This window comes from Scytonema hankhaensis NUACC26, assembly GCF_045865695.1.
Lineage (GTDB): Bacteria > Cyanobacteriota > Cyanobacteriia > Cyanobacteriales > Nostocaceae > Scytonema.
On the sequence record NZ_BAACAP010000132.1, the window covers coordinates 1 to 21,874 of the forward strand.

15 protein-coding genes and 2 pseudogenes are annotated in these 21,874 nt (G+C 43.6%); 4 read left to right on the forward strand and 13 right to left on the reverse strand.

Annotated elements, in window-relative coordinates; genetic code table 11:
- On the reverse strand, window positions 1-1,073 hold a 1,073-nt coding region (locus ACKTT2_RS07915), incomplete at its 3' end, for a radical SAM family RiPP maturation amino acid epimerase (RefSeq protein WP_407885416.1).
- A gap of 379 nt (window positions 1,074-1,452) precedes the next feature.
- Entirely contained in the window at window positions 1,453-1,764 is a 312-nt protein-coding gene (locus tag ACKTT2_RS07920) for an NHLP leader peptide family RiPP precursor (RefSeq protein ID WP_407885418.1), read from the reverse strand.
- A gap of 379 nt (window positions 1,765-2,143) precedes the next feature.
- Here ACKTT2_RS07920 and ACKTT2_RS07925 point away from each other — a divergent pair, with 379 nt between their 5' ends.
- The 3 genes from ACKTT2_RS07925 (at window position 2,144) to ACKTT2_RS07935 (ending at window position 4,810) form a co-directional block, all read left to right on the forward strand.
- Window positions 2,144-2,353 carry a transposase gene (locus tag ACKTT2_RS07925; protein WP_407885420.1) on the forward strand — a complete coding sequence of 70 codons (210 nt, stop codon included), beginning with the start codon at window positions 2,144-2,146 and terminating at the stop codon, window positions 2,351-2,353.
- 23 nt (window positions 2,354-2,376) lie between these two features.
- Window positions 2,377-2,481 carry a hypothetical protein gene (locus ACKTT2_RS07930; protein WP_407885462.1) on the forward strand — a complete coding sequence of 35 codons (105 nt, stop codon included), beginning with the start codon at window positions 2,377-2,379 and terminating at the stop codon, window positions 2,479-2,481.
- Window positions 2,482-2,785: 304 nt separating this feature from the next.
- A complete protein-coding gene (locus ACKTT2_RS07935; RefSeq protein WP_407885422.1) occupies window positions 2,786-4,810 on the forward strand; it encodes a RiPP maturation radical SAM C-methyltransferase in 2,025 nt (674 codons plus the stop codon).
- 721 nt (window positions 4,811-5,531) lie between these two features.
- On the opposite strand, the gene ACKTT2_RS07940 is transcribed toward ACKTT2_RS07935, so the two are convergent.
- The 6 genes and pseudogenes from ACKTT2_RS07940 to ACKTT2_RS07965 all read right to left on the reverse strand — a co-directional run.
- On the reverse strand, window positions 5,532-5,684 hold the full coding sequence (locus ACKTT2_RS07940) for a hypothetical protein (RefSeq protein ID WP_407885424.1): 153 nt from the start codon (window positions 5,682-5,684) through the stop codon (window positions 5,532-5,534).
- 28 nt (window positions 5,685-5,712) lie between these two features.
- Window positions 5,713-6,189: pseudogene (locus ACKTT2_RS07945) on the reverse strand (SPASM domain-containing protein); the annotation flags it as partial.
- A 6-nt stretch (window positions 6,190-6,195) separates the two neighbouring features.
- Complete coding sequence (locus ACKTT2_RS07950; RefSeq protein ID WP_407885426.1) at window positions 6,196-6,558, reverse strand: NHLP leader peptide family RiPP precursor; 363 nt, start codon at window positions 6,556-6,558, stop codon at window positions 6,196-6,198.
- 751 nt (window positions 6,559-7,309) lie between these two features.
- Complete coding sequence (locus ACKTT2_RS07955; protein ID WP_407885428.1) at window positions 7,310-10,954, reverse strand: class II glutamine amidotransferase domain-containing protein; 3,645 nt, start codon at window positions 10,952-10,954, stop codon at window positions 7,310-7,312.
- Between the two features lie 399 nt (window positions 10,955-11,353).
- Window positions 11,354-11,497, reverse strand: a complete 144-nt coding sequence (locus ACKTT2_RS07960; RefSeq protein ID WP_407885464.1) for a transposase — start codon at window positions 11,495-11,497, stop codon at window positions 11,354-11,356.
- A 6-nt stretch (window positions 11,498-11,503) separates the two neighbouring features.
- Window positions 11,504-11,702: pseudogene (locus ACKTT2_RS07965) on the reverse strand (heme biosynthesis protein); the annotation flags it as partial.
- 631 nt (window positions 11,703-12,333) lie between these two features.
- Between ACKTT2_RS07965 and ACKTT2_RS07970 the strand changes: the two are divergent.
- Window positions 12,334-13,458 (forward strand): quinone oxidoreductase family protein, encoded by a 1,125-nt coding sequence (locus ACKTT2_RS07970; RefSeq protein ID WP_407885430.1) that lies wholly within the window; start codon window positions 12,334-12,336, stop codon window positions 13,456-13,458.
- 517 nt (window positions 13,459-13,975) lie between these two features.
- On the opposite strand, the gene ACKTT2_RS07975 is transcribed toward ACKTT2_RS07970, so the two are convergent.
- From ACKTT2_RS07975 to ACKTT2_RS07995, 5 genes are all read right to left on the reverse strand, one after another.
- Window positions 13,976-14,137, reverse strand: coding sequence for a hypothetical protein (locus ACKTT2_RS07975; protein WP_407885432.1), 162 nt, complete (start codon window positions 14,135-14,137; stop codon window positions 13,976-13,978).
- A gap of 4 nt (window positions 14,138-14,141) precedes the next feature.
- Window positions 14,142-15,443: a nif11-class peptide radical SAM maturase 3 gene (locus ACKTT2_RS07980; protein WP_407885434.1), complete on the reverse strand. Its 1,302-nt coding sequence runs from the start codon at window positions 15,441-15,443 to the stop codon at window positions 14,142-14,144.
- Between the two features lie 128 nt (window positions 15,444-15,571).
- Complete coding sequence (locus tag ACKTT2_RS07985) at window positions 15,572-15,985, reverse strand: NHLP leader peptide family RiPP precursor (RefSeq protein WP_407885436.1); 414 nt, start codon at window positions 15,983-15,985, stop codon at window positions 15,572-15,574.
- A gap of 770 nt (window positions 15,986-16,755) precedes the next feature.
- Entirely contained in the window at window positions 16,756-19,641 is a 2,886-nt protein-coding gene (locus ACKTT2_RS07990) for an NHLP bacteriocin export ABC transporter permease/ATPase subunit (protein ID WP_407885438.1), read from the reverse strand.
- A gap of 12 nt (window positions 19,642-19,653) precedes the next feature.
- The gene (locus ACKTT2_RS07995; protein WP_407885440.1) at window positions 19,654-21,870 is read right to left on the reverse strand and encodes an NHLP family bacteriocin export ABC transporter peptidase/permease/ATPase subunit; all 2,217 of its coding nucleotides are present in this window, start codon (window positions 21,868-21,870) and stop codon (window positions 19,654-19,656) included.
- Between the last annotated feature and the right edge of the window lie 4 nt (window positions 21,871-21,874).

Consider the following 21,874-nt stretch of genomic DNA (forward strand, 5'->3'; position numbering starts at 1 on the left):
AGAATAGCTCTTAAATCATCAATATTAGAAAAAGAACCTTCATCAAAAATAATGTAACCATTAGGCCAACGGTTACTAGCTCGACAAGGGCTGATGAGTTTAACAGTTCTGTCAACCATGTTGAACAGGAACCCGGTGACGCAAGCAATAGTTCCTTGATCGGAAAAATCATCTTCCTGAGATAATTCACTCAATTCTGCCTTTTTCTTATTTCGCTCCCGCACTCTTCCTACATTAGCTTTAACTAGATCTGATTCAAAATTTTGAAGGACTAATGTCACAAAAGCTAGCTCTTCTGCACTAAATTCTTCATGAATTTGGTTTAAGATTTTTAAGGAAAGAACAGAAAACCGATCGAAATAACGACCCTTTTCTCTAGAAAGTTTCAGTAGCGAACGCGTGCGTTCTGGATTTTTTAAAGCCAGAGCAGTTGTTGTTTGGGGAAAGCTACCGGAAATTTCATGAAAATCACTACGGAATTTTTCATAATCAGGGTTATCTAATGGATCTGTTGCCCAGTAACAAAAACCCTGACCTACAGCAGGACCAAGGAATTCTTTGAGTAATTCCAAGACTTGACGCCATAGTTTGGCATTTTCTGATGTATACACGAACAAATCTTCAAGCCGTGGTGCTGATACACCGCAAAACCAGCAGCCCACCGAACACCCTTTGCTTAGTTCAAAGGCAACAGAAGCATGTACTATGACGTCGTGATGAGCTTTTTTGTGCAGACTCTCATTCCGTGCAATCTGTCGCGCTCTCCAAGCTTTAAACTGAGGATTTGTGGAAACATTTGGTAGGGAGTCTTCTTTGCAGCTTTGTTGAAGATATTTTTGATAAATTTCTAACGTAGGAGAAATAAAAGCTTGGTCTCCCTGTTGACTAGCATATTCTGTATCCCATAGCTGTCTAATTTCTTCAAGATTGACTTTCAGATTATGCCGGGAAGCCGCTTGGACTGAATCTGTAAATACTTGTTCTCTAAAATCTGGATCTGCTTGCCATTTTTCAAAAAAACGTTTGAGATCGTTCCGAATCATGAATTCTTGTGGATTAATTTGTTCATACATACTTCTTTTTCCCAAATCTAAGTACTGTAAAGGGTGAGCGTTTTTAGGAATTAACTATAGCAATCCTCCGCAGAATTATGAACAGTTTGTTTGGGCTGTTGAACGCCAGACGCTTAGGTCGGGCTAACCCGACATGGGTGCTGGCTCCTGTTAACGGTTGACACTCAACAGTCTTAGCTCTTGGGTTTGCAAATCCAAGGGCAGATTGCTATAGAAGCAAAGAATGTTTTAAATTCCTGTTTAAGAAAGTCAGGAGTGAGGATGACTCCTGACTAAAGTTCTCCCTCACTTCAAGATTGGCAAAGAATTCCACCAACACCTTGGAAAGGGGTTATTAATTTTTAGGTAAAGATTCAGGTATTTGAAACCTCTTCCTTCATCACTTGACATAACCTATTTGTGCTGGACCTATAATGCCTACAGAAGCGCCACCAGCGACTGCCTCTAAAGCATTCTCAGAAAGTTCTCCCTCACCTTCAAGGTCAGCTGGCTTTACAGGAAGCACAAGATATAGAGTGTTGGGGTTTTCTTCAAGCACCCTCACTTGAATGTTGTCTGGAATTGAAGTTCCAAATTCTTTGCTAAGAGTTGCCTTAGGATTAGTTAGCAGTTCTTGCTTGAACGCTTCATCTTTCCAAGCTTTAGCAACTAAATCTGCTTCAAATTCTTGACGAGTCTTATTTTCTTGCATATTTCTATCTCCCGAAATTTAAACTACTTGATTGTGGGATATATACACTAGTCAAACTTTTTGACCTATGTGATATAGCCCGCTTTCTGTGAATCATTGATTGATTTAATTCACTCTTTTATCTTAAAACAAAAAACTTTTTATTCAACTCGTAAAAAGTCAGGTTTTTTCTGTTTTTTTCATATGTTTATAAAAAATAATTAGATACTTTTCAATCCTTTTAAATTATTAGTTTGTAATTCCTGAGAAACAAAGTTTCGATATTCACCAATTATTTATAGTAACTGTTCAGCGGGGGAAAGTGCGATTGCCTCGGGGGGCGTAAGAGCGCCCAAAGCGAAAAAAGCCCTCACCAGGTGGTCGCAAGCGTGAAGTCGATATGTGGGAAGTCCTTAATGGGATTTTCTATATTCTGGTAGAAGGAGTGAGATGGCGAGCGTTGCCTGGGGATTTTCCCCCTTGGCATGGTGGCTTTGATAGAGAACCGTTCATGCAGTGGGTAATGAATTTTTGCGCCCTGGATTGTGCAGGTGGTTCTGCGACCACAAGAAATGCGCAGGCTTTGTGTTGCTCAAAAAACGTTGGGTAGTCCAGCGCAGTTATGGTTGGCTGATGGGATGTCGGCGAATGGTTAGAGACTATGAGTTATTACTCGAAACATCGGAGACTTTTGTCTATCTTGCCACGATCCGTATTATGGTAAGGCGATTAGCATAAAATTTTATCCCTCAAAACTTTTCAAACATCCTCTCAGACCTGAATTCTTACGAAAATTTAATTATTTTTTGAAAAATCAATGAATAAAACAGAGAAAACCTAAATTTCTCTGAGTTGAATTAATAGGTTTATTCTTCTACTATAAAAGAATCGCTCACCCGCAACATTGGTATTCTCCATATTGTCGCCACCACTCTTAAAATCTTGAAACATTTATTCAAGGTCAAGTTAACTGCTATTCTATAGCAGTTTTTTATAACTAAAAGTAATTTTTGCAATAGAGCTAATTCCATAGGAGCAAGCTATGACTGACGTGTGCTTAGTATTGATGCCTTATGCTTCAATTGAACGACCCTCGATTGCGCTTGGATTGCTCAAGGCTTGCCTGCAGCAAAGCGAGATCCAAACCGCAGTCCTCTACCCAAATATTTGGTTTGCACAAGAGATTGGCCTCGACGTGTACACCGCACTTAGTGATGTTCTGGTAATGGACTTCTTGGGTGAGTGGACATTTTCAGGCACGGCATTCCCAGACTTCCAACCCGATCATTCAGAATATTTCCGCCTAATCAAATCAATTGACGCAGACTTGACGCAGGAAATATTTTGGCAGGTTCGCAAAAAGGCGACGTTATTCATTGAGCGTGTGGCTCAATCCATCCTGGATTTACAACCTCGTATTGTCGGTTGTAGTTCCACATTTCAGCAGCACTGTGCTTCTCTGGGTCTCCTACGACGTATTAGGGAACTGAATCCAGAAGTGATTACGTTTATGGGCGGTGCCAACTGCGAAGCGGAGATGGGTCTGACCACTCATCGGGAGTTTCCTTGGGTGGATTTTATTGTGTCTGGTGAAGGGGACGACCTGCTTCCTAAATTTTGCCGTCAACTCCTGGATCGTGGTCGTGACGTTAACCCTACAAAGTTGCCCTACGGCGTCATTGCCCCTGCTCATCGTTATTCCAGCGCCGTCGGAATTAAGGCACCAAGAGCTTCCGCAGAAAAATTGGATCGGATCCCGACACCTGATTACGACGATTACTTTGAAACCCTCCGCACCTCCCAAATTGCCCCCTACATCAAGCCTGGGCTTCTCATTGAAACTGCTCGCGGCTGTTGGTGGGGGCAGAAACACCATTGCACGTTCTGTGGTCTGAATGGAAGCGGTATGACTTTCCGATCCAAGTCCCCGACGCGGGTGATGGAAGAGGTCACTGAACTAACCGAGCGGTACGGGATGCGAAAGTTTGAGGTCGTCGATAATATCTTAGATATGGACTACATGAATACGGTTCTTCCTGCCCTTGCAGCTGAGGAAGAACCGTACACGATCTTTTACGAAACGAAGGCTAATCTAAGTCGTGAGCATATGCAACAGCTTGCAAAGGCAGGTGTTCGTTGGATCCAACCGGGAATTGAAAACATGCATGACGGTCCTTTGAAGCTGATAAATAAAGGTACTACAGCTTGGGTCAATACCCAGTTACTGAAGTGGGCTCGGGAGTTTGGGATCAACGTGGCATGGAATTTCCTAAGCAACCTTCCAGGGGAGTTAGACGAGTGGTACAGCGAGATGGCTGCATGGCTGCCTCTGATCGTTCATCTACAGCCGCCCGCGTTTGTTTTCGGAATTCGATACGATCGATTCAGCCCTTATCATGAACGGTCAGCAGATTGGGGGCTAACGCTCTTGCCTAACCGGATGTACTCATACATCTATCCTGTATCGTTAGAGGCGCTCGCTGGTCTTGCATACTTCTTTGAAGATTCCGCTGACTTAGTTCGTCCTGACTTGGTTTCTCAAAAACACGATCGAAATGGTAAGAAGACAGATTGGTCAGGGCTAGAAGCACTAAAAGCTTGGGTAAAGCAATGGGGCGAGTACTGGCAAGTCAGATACTCCAGACCAGAGGATCTACCCATTTTGAGCATGAGTGATGATGGCAACTGCCTGACGATTACTGATACCAGACCGTGTGCCACTGAGCGCTTGCTGAGCCTGGAAGGGTTGGCATATTGGGTGTATAAGGTCTGCGATCGCGCTCTGACTCCAAGGGAGCTAGTGAAAGCGCTGCGTACACAGGCAGGAATCAACATCTCCTGGGATGATGTTCAGCTGATTGTAGCACAGTTGCAGGAGCGCAAGATTCTGGTAGACCTTAATGGTCGGTTGCTGAGCTTAGCCGTGAAGGAACCCTACTTACCTCTCCCGACACGGTCGGAATTCCCTGGAGGGTATGTTGACATCGATGGGTTCTGTCGCAGCAAACGTAAGCCACGTACCCTTCTAGAAACATGGGGTTTCGCTGGGAATGGCACGCAAGGGTAAGCTGTAAACTATGCAAGAAAAACATTGTAGCCTTTAATGACATTGAGCATTGGGTGGACAGGTCAGGCGATCGCTTGTCCCCCGAAAGCTTTCCCCTTAATGACAAAACCCCGATATGAATTACGAAAGCAATTGCAAACTGCTTAAACCACAAGTGTTTCGGCTTACCCTTGCGTGCCATTCGGTTATTGATAGATAATTCCGAATTCTGAATTCGGAATTATTCGATCGATCTATTTGCCGTGCTACCAATCGAGCAAATAATCCATCTTTTTTAACCAGTTTCTCATAGGAACTTACCTCGACCATGCGACCCGCTTCCACAACATAGATGCGGATTCAACTGAGAAACGCTATAATCATTTTCTTTAAAACGATTGCAAAAATGTCCCGGTTGTTTACCGGGTTCGGGAAAATACTGCTACCAAGAAAACCGGCGTTGCCGGCGGCGAACAGCCTGTGCTGGTAAATATGGAGACGTTATTGTATCATCGGAATAACAATATGGAGCGCAAGAAGTCTGATGCCTTGACCTTAGCAAATCAGCAGATTGAAGAATATGCAGTGAGGCAAGATTCCCGGTTTCTTGATGCGGCTTCTGGAAGCGATTGCCTATGAAGGTGGGTAACCCCATAAATATGTAGAGACGCGATCGCTCGTGTCTCTACAAAGGAATTCGGGCAACGTAGAATTAATTTTTGGAGATGTCTGTTGGAAATTCCTAATCTAAATCTGCTCGTTGCCAAACTTTCTTCTCCGCTTCGTCTAAAGCTTTCTTCGTTTTGACGATCGTCAGCTTGAACCTAGCTGTTCGATCCTTCCAAGGATAGCGAGGAAGAATCGGCTGCTCTTGATTTGACTCCTTGTGTACCATGGCCTTATACCTGTTGATGAAATGTCTGCTACCTCTGGAATGCAGATGCAATAACTGGTAAAGAGATTTGGGGTTGCTCGTGCCAATCCGACCACCACTGAATGCGCTCAGCGCTGAAGTGTAGGGGATCGTTCTCAATCCAAGGAGCATCGAGGGGTTCTTCAATAATGGCAAACTCACCATTGTCGAAGGGTAGCCCTTGAGCTGCACTCTCAAGATATACTCGCTCTCGAATTCCGCGCTCAGCTTGAAAAAGGGCACGATGGTGGCAGTAGGGGTTATTTCCTCGGCGGTTGAAGAATACGTGCGCTGTCCAACTACATCCTCCTCGGCACAGTTCGGCAAACTCACAACTCTTGCAGAAGCCCCACAGATGAGCCGTACCCTCAGGGGTGCCTGCACTCAAGTTAAACCTAAGTTCTTCAGCCTGTTCCACAATCTCCCGCAAGGAATTAGAGCGGATATTGCCACCTGTGTAAGCCGCAGTAGGTAAGGAAGGACAGCCTTACCACTACTTATTTCCACCAAGCCGTCCCCAAGGTGCTGCTATCCCGTAGCCAGCTATAGCCATAGGAACAGCCGTAAGCACACCTCCAGCAACCGCCTCCAACTCTTCATCATTAAGTTGCTCGCTGCTTTGAGGCTTTGCTGGTAGTGGTAGCACGATGCAAAGAGTATTTGCGGGTTCCGGAATAATCTCAACCTTTGTACCTTCTGGCAGAGCCGAGCCAAGCTCTTGTTCAACCACTGCCTTAGGATTACTCAGCAGTTGCTGTCTGAATGCTTCATCTGTCCAAGCTTTAGCAATCAGCCTGATTTCAAAATCTTTGCGGGTTTCTTCTGAGCGATCGTTTTGAGGACTTTGTGCGGTCATTTTCTCAATCTCCTTAGTTATTTTGGATATACAAATGTCTCTGTTAAGGTGAAAAACCCAATCGGGCATTACCCACCACTCCCCTTGAATTTCATAAATTATATCGGGCTAGTAGATTCCTTTTAAATTTACTACAATATTCTCTAAAAAAGAATTCATAAAACCTGAGTTTTCTTCAGGATTTTCTGGAGTGAAACCTAATTTAAAGATAGCCATCTTATTTAATAGGTAAAAATCCCGTATCTGCAAAAGCCCGGATTTGCACTTATTCACTGGGCTTCCGGTCGATCGCGCATATTGTAACAACCTGAATTTAACTAAAATATTCTGAGATTTTTCCTGAAGTCAATCACTGAAAATATCTCAGTTAATTAGAGAAACAATGATTCTCGATCGATTAGAATTAGTAAAAATACTATTCAATAACTCAAAAATATTTCTGGTTTTCATTTTAAGTAAATATCCCAGAGGTTTCTGAATTGAGCTTTGGTTAATATGAAATCACATAATCCGGAGAAAAAAGTTTACAGAAATGAGAAATGTCACTATTTGCAGTAGTCATGTCAAAAATTTCATATCTAGCCCTAGTTTTGTCACGGTTAATCGACTAATCTCAAACTTGTCCAACCCCGGAATGTCAAAAATTTCATATCTAGCCCTAGTTTTGTCACTGCTATAGAAATGGACGGAGTTCCTGTCTTCTAATGATTCGCTTGCGCTCAGTTTTATACTGGTCGCAATTCATCTCCCGTTAAGCTCCTTTGTCACTGTAACGGGAGTCCTTTTGCTCCATTAAGATAGTTTTTTCTATCTGAAGACTGTCAAGATTAACTGCCGATACAGGCGAAGCCGTAGTCATAATTTTTGTACGGCTTTGAGACTTCCAGTGTTGATATTGCAAGCAAGGGAAGGAAGCGACCTTTTTCGCCAATGCCCAGAAGAAGACATAACCAGCCAGCAAACGCTCAAATGAGCTAAAACGCGATTCTCTTAATTTTTCAACGATTTCTTTTTCTTCGATTGGCATATTGCTTTTTTGGTGCAAGGAATTGATATCGCTCCACAAAATCATCGTCTCATCAAATCCCTGACGTTGAAGCTTTGGATTGTGTCCGACTGCCACAATTTCTGGCCCAGCACCGAAATTTCTAATGCCATTCGCTTGCTTGCCCGTCATTATCGTTGCATTTTCTTCTTGTTTTTGCATCTGACCTCTGCGTCCGTCGGGTACACCAAGAAAAATCAACGTCCCTCTGACGATACGATGTCCGAAGCAATGCAACATCTGATCTTGGGGATTATCGCCATGTACTTCCACACAAGCAATCCCGTAACTGAGAGAAAACAGTTTGCTGATATAAGATTTCAAAAGTTGGTGTACCCAAGGTAAATCGCCAATGACTACAGTTCTTTTTCCGGTGCGGGCCAAAAGTTGCCGACCTTGAAAACAACGCAGTGCCAACGCCCACAACCAAGGCCCGAAGACATAGATCGCAATATCAGCCAAAGTCATAACAGGGGTAATAAACGTTAATAAAAATGAATCGCCCTGCAAACCAGTTACCCAGACAATCAAATTAAAGAGGGTATTTGCCAGTGGAATTGTCTGACCAAAAGGAATCGCCCAGCCAACAGTTATCAACACATATAATGCATGAATTCCCCAAACAATTGGCGTTTCTGTAACGTGCATCGCCCATTGGCGACCGACTCTAACGAGTTTTTCATGTTCGGGGGATTTAACTATCCCTTTGCAAGCAGTGCTTCCGGTAATGGTGACAACATTTTGATAGATAAAGTCATCCTTAATTAATTCTAGTTCTAGGATGCTTTCTGGTGATAACATCATACCTAGAGGATTATAATCGGGGTATCGCCGTAGCATTCGTTTGGCGAGATACAACAGCAATTCTGTCAGGGTTTGTTGCAGTGCGGCAGTTGAGAGGGTACAGGGTTCGGCGGTTCTGCGTCCGCTATTGGTGGTGAAGATTCGGCGACAAAAAGCAGTTCCATTGCCATAATTTTGACCGATCGCACCTCCCATGAGACTATTTAATTCCTCGGTCATTATAAAAACCTCGCCAATCATTCCTTTTTGGTGAAGTTGCTCGCAGGCGTTAGTCGCTTGTAGAGTAGAAAAGGTTTGACCTGACTGACTAATCGCTAGCACAATCGAGCGTTTTCCTAATTCCAGGCGACTAAAGTCGTGTTGGAGGATTTTTAAAAGTTCGTTGGCAGAAATTGTCTTGACGTGCAAACAAGGGAAAATCGTTTTTAAATCTTCAGCGAATCTTTCGCCAATCCATAGACTACTTTCTACCCCAGTAACGAGCAGATCGACAGCTTTGGAATGTCCTATTTCCGTTGTGATTCCTGCTTGCATCGCTTTTTGGCGCTTTTGTTGAAAACGCTGTGCTTTTTCCATCAAAAGATTGGCGAGATAATCGGCGCTTTGACAGTTAAAAGACCTACTATTGCGCCAAGATACCTCAATTTCTCTCATTATCTGGGGAATTTCTTGAATGTCTCCTTCGACCGGGTCTTCAGTTTCTGTTTTGTGAGGTTTGATGTAGGGATTGCCTGCCATTGGGATTTGTCTTGGCTGCAATTCCGATTTCAGCAGTTCGCGTCCTGCACTCATCGAATAGACAGTCACATCTTTATAGGAAATCGAGGCAATTTCTCCATTTTTTTGATCGAGATCCAAACGCCAAGACTCAGAAAAACCAAACAAAACGGCATTGACGGCGGCGGGTTCGGAGGCATAGACAAGATATTCTTGCGGTCTGTTGCAGCCAATGGAAATTGGCTGACCTTTAGAACTGACTACTAGCCTTTGTTCATCTAAGGTAGAAGCGACTACTAAACCAAAACTCCCCTCCGCTTTTGACATAAAGATTTTTGTTGCTTGATAAGGATCGTTGTCAAAGAAAGCATGAATTGCTGTTTTGACAAAGGCAGTTTGCTTTTGCGGCGACCATTGCGCGCTCGCACTATTTTGACTGATTTTCCACAAGATATCTTCTTCAAAGCGGTGGAGGTACTTTTTGCACAAAAGCTGGTCTTGATGTGATAAAAGCGTTGCGTAAAACTCAAAGACGCGATCGAATATGTTGGTCCAGCTATTGAGTTCTTCCTCAGATGGCACTGTATTTGGTGCATCTGGTGACGGTTCGGTTCCTGCAAATGCATCCTCAATCGCACTGGCAATGGTAAGTTGATAAGCAAGTCTAACTGAGGCATCCCACATTCCCTTGGTAATCAATAAATCCATCATTCCCGCAATTTTTGGGGAGTCGCCATGAGTTGCATTGGGTGTATGCAATACTCTTTCTAACCACAAACCCAGCTTGGCATTTGCGATCGCTTGACCAAAAATCATCCAAGCATCAAAGTCTCCGTTGTGGGTAATGCGATGGTTGACGTTTTTTGTGGTGCGTACCCATTCGCCGTTTTTGACTTGCCAAACCGAGGCAGATCTCGCGCTCGTCCACTCGTGCCAATGGGTCTCTAAAATAGAAGGGGCGCTGCTGGTTCCATAGCGATAATGCCAAGCTCCCATGATTGTCGATTCTAGGGGTTTTATCCCTGCTAAAACTGCTTTCTTTCTGATCCAAGCAAAGGCAGCTTCTAGAGATTTTGTTAAATTGTCTCTTTTGATATTAACGATTTTTTTTCCAACTAATACAATCTGTTTATTTCGATCGCGGGCAAAAACCAAACCGCCGCCTGCTTGTTCGCCACGGACTTCAGTTTCGCGACCCATTTTTTGATAAATTTCTACAAATCTTTTTGGTAAAAGTTCATTACGATCTTTGGGATTTCTTTTCCCTACTAACCCAAAATTTCCACAATTGAAATAATCGGCTATTCCAGTCACAAAAGCTGCGATGTCTGATAAAGAAGTAAAGGCGAGTAAAAGATTGGCAACAATAAAAATTTTTACTAATAAATTGAATTTTGTAGATAGAAATAAAAGCGCGATGACAACAGCAATAAGATTGAATACAATTCCTCCTAATGCTTTCGCTCTTATGCGTGAATTATCTGTATTCCCTGCCGTTAACCAAGGACAAACTCCACGCTCAAATAGTGGATTAAAAGGAATAAGAGATTTGAAAATATCATCAACGCTTCTATTTTCAAGAATATTGGTAAAATTGATAAAGTTAATATTTTTATCGACAATTACGGTAATGAGAACATGCCCTAATCCATGAATGATACTTGCACTATTAAAAATTAATCTTAAGGAAAAGGATAGCAATAAAAAAAGTAAAATTTCAAGGATATAATTAAAGCTATTGAATTTTATTGATAATATTAGTAAGCCAGTTATCAATTCGGGAATTATAAAGTCTCCTCTAAAGTTTTTTTTGCAAAAGTCACTAGACATGATTTATTCTCCTTGAAAACAAATATGGTTCTTCCGTATATATGGCGATCAGTTGTCCTAATCACCAAAGCAGGCTAATAACCGATACAGAAAATTATTAAAGTTAGAACTTACGCATTGACAAAATTTTGATTGTGTGAATGCCATAGTACATAAGACATAAATCACCTCCACTGAGTAGGCTTTTAAAGCGCTTAGGACATAAGTCCTCATAGCTACATTTATTAAATAGGTGTCAGTGAACTCAATTTATGCACTTTTCGGAAGATGGAACGTAGATTGTATATAGCTGAAACATTTTGCCGCCGCAGTGCTGTTGAGCAGCAGATACAGACAATGTTTTCAGTAGCAATCGCGTATATTATGCATAATCCGGTCTTTTTGTACAGTGCGTAAGTCCTAAAAGTTTACAAACCCATAAGCTTGTCGCTTAATTAACTTAATACGATTGTTGATTCCCTCCATTACACTCTTATGTAGTTCGATTAAGAAAATAGTTACAAATTCCTTCAAAATGATTGCGAATTGTTGTAAGAGCTTCACAGTAGTTTGAACCCCTTCACGCCTTGCACGACTGACAACACGAGCTAGCATGGGGTATAAGTCCAGCAGTTCATAGGGTTGGAGGAGGATATCTGCACGATCTGCAGCGTTCCCCATCGGCACTGTTAACTAGATTTGCCAAGCGCTAACACCAGCAGAGCGAATACTTTCATAAATCAGAGGGGAATTCAGGAGCAGACAGGCGTCTGAATGCTTCATCTGTCCAAGCTTTAGCAATCAGTCTGATTTCAAAATCTTTGCGGGTTTCTTCTGGCTGATTGTTTTGAGGACTTTGTACGGTCATTTTCTCAATCTCCTGAGTTATTTTGGATCTACAAATGCCTTTGTTAAGGTGAAAAACCCAATCGGGCATTACCCACCACTCCCCTTGAATTTCATAAATTATATCGGGCAGGTAGATGACTTTTAAATTTACTCCAATTTTCTCTAAAAAAGAGTTCATCAAACTTGAGTTTTCTTCAAGATTTTCTTGATGGAAACCTAATGGGAAGATAGCAATTTTATTTAATAGGTAAAAATCCCGTATCTGCAAAAGCCTGGTTTCGCACTTATTCACTGGGCTTCCGGTCGATCGCGCAGATTGTAACAACCTGAATTTAACTGAAATATTCTGATATTTTTCCTGAAGTCAATCACTGAAAATATCTCAGTTAATCAGAGAAACAATGATTCTCGATCGATTAGAATTAGTAAAAATACTATTCACAAACTTAAAAATATTTCTGGCTGTCATTTTAAGTAAATGTCCCAGATGTTTCTGATTTGAGCTTTGGTTAACATGAAATCACATAAGACGGAGAAAAAAGTTTACAGAAATGAGAAATGTCGCTATTTGTGGTAGTCATGTCAAAAATTTCATATCTAGCCCTAGTTTTGTCACTGCCATAGAAATGGACGGAGTTCCTATCTTCTGTGGACTCATTCATACTGAGGATATTAAATTCGATCGGCACATACCTGAAAATCGATTTAAGGTTTTAGTGAGAAAAATCGCTTTTTCCTACAATTATCGGGATAAAAACTTGATTTTTACAACTGCTATCAAAGCAGCATTAAACCGCTTTTATGTTGTAGGTTCAGAATTTGTAGGTGAGGTGATTGATATTGGTTCAGACGTAACTGATTTTCAAATTGGGGACAAGGTTATTGGGAATAATCATTATCCAAATTCAGGAATAGAAGGTGTTCCGGGTGGTCTACCATCTAACAATTCTTCAACAGAGTATCAGGTATTTCACCAGATTAAATTGATAAAAGTACCTCCCCAGATACCAGATGAAGTTGCTGCTACCATTAGTATCGGAGGGCAAACTACCTACAGTATGTTACGGAAACTAAGTTTAACTGAAGGCTCTAACGTTTTAGTGACATCTGCCAATTCAAATACTTCTTTGTTTGCTATCAATGCCTTGAACAAACATAAAGTCAATATTTATGCTACCACGACTTCAATGCGTTTTGAAAAAGAATTGAAGGAAATGGGAGTCAAAAGACTGATTCAGATTGAGCCAAATTCTGAAAACTGGGTAGCAGATGAACTGGCAGAAGAGATTGTAAAAGAAAAAGGTAGTTTTGATTGTATAATAGACCCCTTCTTCGACATACACATTGGAAAATTAATTCCTTTATTAGCCAGCGGAGGAAGATACATTACCTGCGGCTTCTACGATCAATATTCTAGTTTAATTGGTAAAGAATTTCAATACCGGGGATTAACTACAAGTGAGATATTTGTAACAATGATGCTCAAGAATATTCAGATCATTGGCAATTGTATAGGAAAAACAGAAGATTTACAGAATGCCATTCAAGACTATGCCTCTGGCTCCTTGAATGTTGTAATTGACTCTGTATTCAGTGGCAAACAGGTAGGAGAATTCTTTGAAAGGACTTATAACGCCAAAGACAGGTTTGGTAAAGTTGTGTATCGATACGATTAAAGACTTTTGATGCTATCGCTCGTCATGGGATTATTTCTGCTGCTGATTACACAATTAAAGCCCCAGTGAAGATGATTATAAAAACGCTAACGGCGGTTGCGATTATGCAGTTGGGGCGATCGCGTAAAGCGCGGCACCAAAGGGAATCGTGGCGTGTTCAGTCGCCAACCTTTTACAGATACTGATAATGAATCCAGCCAGGACGATCGGCAAGCTTTACCCACTCGCGAGAAGATTTACTCACTCTGACGTTGACATCTTCTTTATGAGGGATGACACGACACCGATTTTTTTGTAATTAGAACCAGAACCCGAGTGGATCGCAACTCCAGTTGGGGCAGTTACGTATACTGTGCAATCTTTACTGCCTTAATGGGAGAGCGCCAACTACAGGCTTAATATTATTGGGACTTCCAAATAAAAAATTATCTACCTGCCTCTACAAGCGGCAGGCATTCACAAGCGGCACTTAGTTAGAGCGGGCTGTCTGGCCTACCCCACAAAATGGATGATTTATTTATTGGAAGTTTCTAACCGAATTTGCTCGGAGCAATTTTTTCTCCGCTTCGTCTAAAGCTTTCTTCGTTTTGACGATCGTCAGCTTGAACCAAGCTGTTCGATCCTTCCAGGGAGAGCGGGGAAGAATCGGCTGCTCTTGATTTGACTCCTTGTTTACCATGGCCTTATACCTGTCGCTCGAAATTCTGCCACCTCTGGAATGCAGATGCAATAACTGGTAAAGAGATTTGGGGTTGCTCGTGCCAATCCGACCACCACTGAATGCGCTCAGCGCTGAAGTGTAGGGGATCGTTCTCAATCCAAGGAGCATCGAGGGGTTCTTCAATAATGGCAAACTCACCATTGTCGAAGGGTAGCCCTTGAGCTGCACTCTCAAGATATACTCGCTCTCGAATTCCGCGCTCAGCTTGAAAAAGGGCACGATGGTGGCAGTAGGGGTTATTTCCTCGGCGGTTGAAGAATACGTGCGCTGTCCAACTACATCCTCCTCGGCACAGTTCGGCAAACTCACAACTCTTGCAGAAGCCCCACAGATGAGCCGTACCCTCAGGGGTGCCTGCACTCAGGTTAAACCTAAGTTCTTCAGCCTGTTCCACAATCTCCCGCAAGGAATTAGAGCGGATATTGCCACCTGTGTAAGCCGCAGTAGGTAAGGAAGGACAGCCTTTAATCGCGCCGTCTGCTTCGATACCCAAGGTATTGAGTCCCGCACCACAGCCTTGCCAGAAGCTCCATTCATGTCCGTGCCCCCGGAGCAGACGCTCATATGGACCGTAGTAACCGATGTTGTTACCAGGCGAAACCGAAACCCCTTCACGCCTTGCACGACTGACAACACGAGCTAGCATGGGGTATAAGTCCAGCAGTTCATAGGGTTGGAGGAGGATGTCTGCATTATCTGCAGCATTCCCCATCGGCACTGTTAACTGGATTTGCCAAGCACTAACACCGGCAGAGCGAATACTTTCGTAAATTAGGGGGAATTCCGGAGCAGACAGGCGATTGATTTGAGTGTTACAGCCAAAAGGCAGGTCAACTTCCTGAAAATGACTCATGGTTCTAAAAGCTGATTGCCAGGAACCTTTTTTACCGCGCAAACGGTCGTGAGTTGCCTCTAAACCATCCACAGAAATGCCGACAAGCGCGATTCCGGCTTCCTTCATCCGCTGTGCCATTTCTCGGGAGATGCCAAAGCCACCTGTGGTGATGGTACACCTCATCCCAGTAGAAGCGATCGCACTTGCGATCGTTAACCAATCAGGACGCATAAAGGCTTCACCACCAATGAGTGTTACCTCCGTAATCCCAACTTCTGCCAACTGCTCTACCAACTTCAGCGCTTCTTCTGTAGAAAGTTCATGGCTACGGGCTGCGCCCGCACGGGAACCACAGTGGCTACAAGCGAGATTACACTTGAGCGTAATCTCCCAAACAGCATAACTTATCCTGTGATATTGACTAGACATGAATTTTGTGTCCTTACTACCTTTTTTCATTTAGACCTACGGCTTCCGGTTGTAATTATTTACCCCTACCCCAGCTTGCTCCCCGAAACCCTTGATTTATAGTTGAGGGATAGGGGGAGTGTGAACGATTATCTACCGTTAGCTATATATACCTGTCCGGGTACATATCCGACTCCGTACATAGGTGCAATTAAACCTCCAGTAACGACTTCCAACTCTTCTTCATTAAGTTCTTCATTGCTTTCAACCTTTGCTGGTAGAACCATGTAGAGAGTATTTGCGGGTTCCTGAATAATCTCAACGTTTATACCTTCTGGCAGAGCCGAGCCAAACTCTTGTTCAACTACTGCCTTGGGATTACTCAGCAATTGCTGTCTGAATGCTTCATCTGTCCAAGCTTTAGCAATCAGCTTCATTTCAAAATCTTTGCGGATTTCTTCTGGCTGATTGTTTTGAGAAATTTGTACGCTCATTTCCTGAATCTCCTGAGTTATTTTGGATATACAAATGCCTTTTCCAAGGTGAAAAACCCAATCGGGCATTACCCACCACTCCCCTTGAATTTCATAAATTATATCGGGCTAGTAGATTCCTTTTAAATTTACTACAATGTTCTCTAAAAAAGAATTCATAAAACCTGAGTTTTCTTCAGGATTTTCTGGAGTGAAACCTAATTTGAAGAGTACCGAACTTTCCACAAAATAGCCTTGGGTGCGTTACACTTCTTTAACGCACCATTTTTAATGGTTTTTGTTTGTTTCTAGCAGTAATTGAAACTATTGAAGAAGCTGGCAAATAATGGAAAAAATTAGCAAATGACTAGTCTGTTTAAACTTAATTGAAGATAATTCTAAAACCTCAAGTTTTTATAAATTTTAGGAATATATTACTTGACAAAATAAGAATGTAATTGTAAATTTAAACTATCAATTACTATCATTATAAAAAGTAACTAATATGAATGATAACCTACAATTTACTGTTGGCTTAGTTATAGTCTGTTTGCTAGTACTAATCTTGTTGTGGTTACCCGATATACTAAAGGGTGAATAAGGGTTATTGATGGTTAATTCCGAATTCCAAATTCTGAATTCGGAATTATAGCGGTTTTCACTTGAAACCAATACATTGCATGTGGGGTAGGCATCCTCACCTGCTTAAAACGAGCGAGACGCCCGTTCCACAAGACCACTAAAACGGGCGAGACGCTCCGCAGTCGCCTCAACGGGGGAAACCCCCGCACGGCGCTGCTCTCCGTTCCACAAGACCATTATTTAATGTATTGCACTCAACTGAGAACCGCTATATTCGGTTAATCTATTTGTCGTGCTACCAGTCGAGCGAATAACCCCTCTTGTTCAACCAGTTCCTCATAGGAACCAACCTCTACCAAGCGACCTGCTTCAACAACATAGATGCGATCGGCATTGCGAATGGTACTAAGGCGGTGGGCAATGACTATGCGGGTAGCATTTAACTTGTCTAGACTCTCGCTAACAATTGCTTGAGTGCGGTTATCGAGAGCGCTGGTTGCTTCATCCATCAGGATAATTTTTGGCTTTAACAAGATGGAACGAGCAATTAATAACCTCTGCCTTTGTCCTCCGGAAAGATTCGTGCCGCCCTCACTAATCACAGTGTGCATTCCCATCGGCATTTGCTCGATATCTTCAGCGAACCCAGACATCCGTGCCGCCTCCCAAGCTTCATCCATCGTCACCAACGCTCCGCAGGTGAGGTTGTCAAACATCGAGCCAGAGTTAATTCGACCATTTTGCAGCACTACTCCCAACTGCCGTCGTACAGCTTGGACATCCAGCCCAGCCAAGTCTTGACCATCGTAATAGACAGTCCCACTCATGGGCGTCTCAAACCCCAACAATAACCGAAATACCGTTGATTTCCCACTGCCACTCGGTCCTACAATCGCGACAAATTCTCCTGGCTCAGCGTAAATGGTCACATCATCAAGAATTAACGGTCCATCCTCACGGTAGCGGAAGGTAACGTGGTCTAGGAAAATTCTACCCGTCAAGCGACCTGGATCGGCGCTACTCGGGTCAGTTTCTGGCGTTCCGGTAGCAATCGGCTTTGCTCGCTCCCACAGTGGTATAATTCCCAAAACGTCAGTTAGGGTATTGCTTAAGTCAGTCACACCACCAATAAAAGTTCCAAAAGCCGAATTAAAACCTAAAAATGTACCCATATTCAGCCCTGTGCCGCCTTTAGTTTGCGCCATCTGAATAAACATAATCGCAAACCAATATAAAAGTATGGAACTGATTAAAGGCAGCGCTTCGTTAAAAACAGAAACACTGTCATCTATTCGTTTGATGCCTGCCTTCAGTTTAGTACGCTGACTGTATTGTTTTGCCCAAGCAGCGAATGCCCGCCCTTCTGCAGCTGCTACCCGCAGTTTTGATACCCCATTGATTAGTTCCACGGTTAGCCCGTTAATTTCACCATCTGCAACCTCTTGCTTTCGGTCTTTACGTACTAAGAGTATGCTAGATATAACAGTAGTAATAACAGCGATCGCGGTTATACCAACTCCTACTAAAGTCAGTTGCCAGCTGTAAAAAAGCATCAGCGCCAAGTTCAACAGGGAAAACACCGCACTTAAGAGAGTGCGTTGCGTAGCACCACTGAGTTTGGTGCGAATCTGAGTAACTGCCAATAAGCGAGTTAGCAAGTCACCAGACGAGTAGCTACGAAAAAACGCAGGCTTAAGAGTGAGCAGTCGATCCCAAATCGCAGGTTGTAGGGAAGCATCAGCAGAGTTTTCCACCCGCAATGATAGAATTCCTTGAGCCATTTGAAATGCAGCTTGTCCGATCGCAGCAGCAAATAGCGCTAGCCCAATTTGTAACAATAGGAGTTTATTGCTATCAGGAATGGCATCATTCGTCAACATCGCTGTTGCCTGGGGTGTAACCATTCCCAGGAGTGTTCCCAATATCCCCAGCAAAACCACACCCACAAGCTCTATTCTATTGCCCCTCGTGCCAAACTCGAACAGTGTCAGGGAGTTACGCATGCGAAGTGGCAACGGTCGATAGAACATTTGGGCTTCTAGCGATAGCGTTTGTGCTACTGCCCGATCTACTATTGTTCGGGTTCGCGAACTAGGGTCGAACAAAACATAACAATTGCCCTTTTCTGGTAACAATGCCACTGGGGTATTGTCTGAGTTAGTATATGCTAATAGAGGACCATGCTCCTCTTGCCACCAATCCCCTACTAGTAAGACGCGACGAGTACGAAATTGAGACGCCCGAGCGATCGCATCCAATGGGTCGCTCACCCGACTGAGGTCTTCCGATTGGGCGGGAGGATTAATCGCGATCCCCAAGGAGCGACCTACAGCCCCAACCGCAATCAGCAGTGGCGTTCCTTCCTGAAAAAACGCGGTTTCTTGGGGGTGCAACATCGTGGTTAACTCCCCCAACGCCGTCTGTGTCACCTGACGGTTGAGCTGTTCGCGTTCCTGAAAAAGGCGAAAATCCTGCTCTTTCCTCTTGACAAAAAGTATATTAAAGTAGTATAAGAAATACTCATGAAAATCAGCTAAACTGGCAGGTATTCCATCGACTTCTAACTCTGCTGTTGGGACGATATGCACCTCAACCAAGTCTTCTGCCTCCATCCACATCCCCGGTGCGAGGGGAAACTTAGGCGAAGTTGGCTCTAGCTTGAGATCCTCTATTCCCATCCACCGGGCATAGCCTTCACCCAGTTGTACCCAAAAGACTCGATCTTTAGAGGATGTCAGCGTATGTCCCTTTTGTAAAGATAAGTAGTGCGACGAATCTATTTGCTCCAAATTCGTAGGAGTCTTGAGCGGATTCCTACCGATGAAATCGCCCAAGTGTTTGCTCCAACCTTCTAGAGCGATCGCATACTCGTCATTCTCGGCAATACCAGCAGCAAAATCGGCTAGAGCCACTAGCGACAGTTCTGTTTCTTCAATCGCCACCGCCAGAATACCCCATTGCGATTTGAGTGCTGTACCGAATAAAGCCTCACCAGCGCTGACACTGAAAAGATAGCGGCGATTGCCTTTTGGTTCTCCATCCTCAATAGACGTTGCAAACAGTGCGAGTGTGCCAGAACGAACCACCCAAACAGTCTGAGTATCATTCAATAGCAGAGGTTCATTACCTTTAATACGGCGTAGTTTCGATTCAGTATTCACCATAAGCTTGCTTCTTTAACCCTCTTCACTACTGGTCAAATGTGCATATGTTCCTCCCAGATGGCGTAACTGCTCATGGGTACCTCTTTGCACTACTTTGCCTCGCTCTAGGACAATAATTTCATCGCAATCGCGAATTGTACTAAGTCGGTGAGCAACCACAATACAGGAACAACCGCGCCGTCGCAAGTTCCGGTCAATAATCAATTCTGTTTCAGCATCAAGCGCACTAGTTGCCTCATCCAACACCAACACCGCTGGATTCCTAACCAAAGCACGGGCAATTTCTAAACGCTGACGCTGTCCTCCACTCATATTCGTGCCCCCTTCCGTAATCTGGGCATCATATCCTCCTGGCATATTCAAGATCAGATCGTGAATTTCCGCATCTTTACATGCCTGCACCAAATCTTCTTCTAAGACAGTTGAATCCCAAAGCGTCAGATTTTCCCGCACTGTCCCAGCAAATAGAAATATATCCTGCTCAACCATAGCCAATGAATTAGCTAGAATGGAGCGAGGAATCTGGCTTCGGGGGATACCATCAAACACAATTTCGCCCTCCCAAGGCAAGTAAAGACCTGTGACGAGCTTGGCAACTGTGGACTTACCAGAACCACTACCGCCAACAAACGCTACCCTTTGCCCAGGCTTCAAAGTCACATTCAAATTTTCAATTAAGGGGGGTTCCAAACGGCTGTAACCAAAGTTGATGTTGCGTAACTCAACATAACCCACAAGCTGAAATGAGTCTTCCGCGATCGTGTGTAGAGAGGTGCCATGGCGCGTCTCTACTCGGTCAGATTCAGAATCAATGGGATTTTGCAGAACGTCATCAAGTCGGTTTAAGTCCGCCTCTAGCTCTTGGATTTTACTGCCGAAATTGACGAGATCGCCAACTGGCTTGAGGAATTCGCTTGTTAGAGTCTGGTAGGCGATCAGCATCCCGATACTTAGACTGCCGTTCATTACCCTGAAGCCACCGACAACCAGTATAGAGGCGATCGCCACAGCCGTCAAAAACTTGGGTAATGTTGACAGAACTAGGCTAGGAAGTGCCAATTCTTGCTGAGCGTTGAGCATTTTGGCATAATACCCAGCGAACTTAGAAAATAAGTCAAACTCTAAGCCGCTGGCTTTGACAGTTTCCATTGATTGAATGCCGCCAATGGCAACACCAGCAACTTTGCCGTTCTCCTGAGCGACTTTCATGTTGGCATCAACACGACTGCGCGACAAAAATTGTAGGGCAAAGAAGTTGAATGCCGCAAAGATAATAGCTATGGCAGTCAATACCCAGTCATACAAAATCATGATCGCAGCATAAAAGACAATCATCAGCGTATCGATCGCTGTGGTAGCAAGTTCCCCAGATAGCACATCCGCAACCTTATCGTTGAGTTCATTGCGACTGCTAATTTCACCCGCAAAACGCTGGGCATAAAATCCAATTGGTAAGCGTAGAGTGTGCCAGAGAAACTGTCCTGACATAAAAACCGACAACTTGACCATCAGCCTGCGCAGGTAAAAAAGCCGTATCCGGGCAAGAATTCCTTGACTGACTGCAGCAAACAGCATTCCTAATAACAAAGGTCGCAGCCAGTCAGTACGGTTTTCAACTAAAATTTCATCTACAAAGACTTGAGTAAAAGCTGGTACAGCCAAACGAGGGATAGTCAGTAACAGCCCTGCTATCAAACAAAATATAATTGCCCCACGCGAGCTTTGCAGACGGGATTTTAAAGCCGAGACAATGCTCTTTTTTTTGCCTCCCTTCTGAAACTCCTCTCCGGGTTCCATTAACAAGATAACGCCAGTATAAGCTTGGTCGAACTCCTCTAAAGAAATCGTTCGGCGACCTGTACCTGGGTCATTGATATAAACGCGGTTTTGAGAAAATCCTTCTACTACTAAAAAGTGATTGAAGTTCCAAAAGACAATGTACGGGGGGGTAAACTCTTTGAGAGCTTCCAAAGGCTTTTTGAACCCTTTTGCATCCAAACCATAAAGTCGGGCTGCTTTGAGTACATTCGAGGCTTTACTACCATCCCGCGATACTCCACACTCGCGCCGCAGTTCGGCCAAAGGTACATTGCGACCGTAGTAGCTCAAAATAATTCCTAGAGCAGCAGCACCACATTCCACCGCCTCCATTTGTAGAAGTGTGGGAGTGCGGACGTGGTCTGGTTGGCGTTGCGACAAAAACTGAAGATTAATGAAGCCAATACCCATAGTT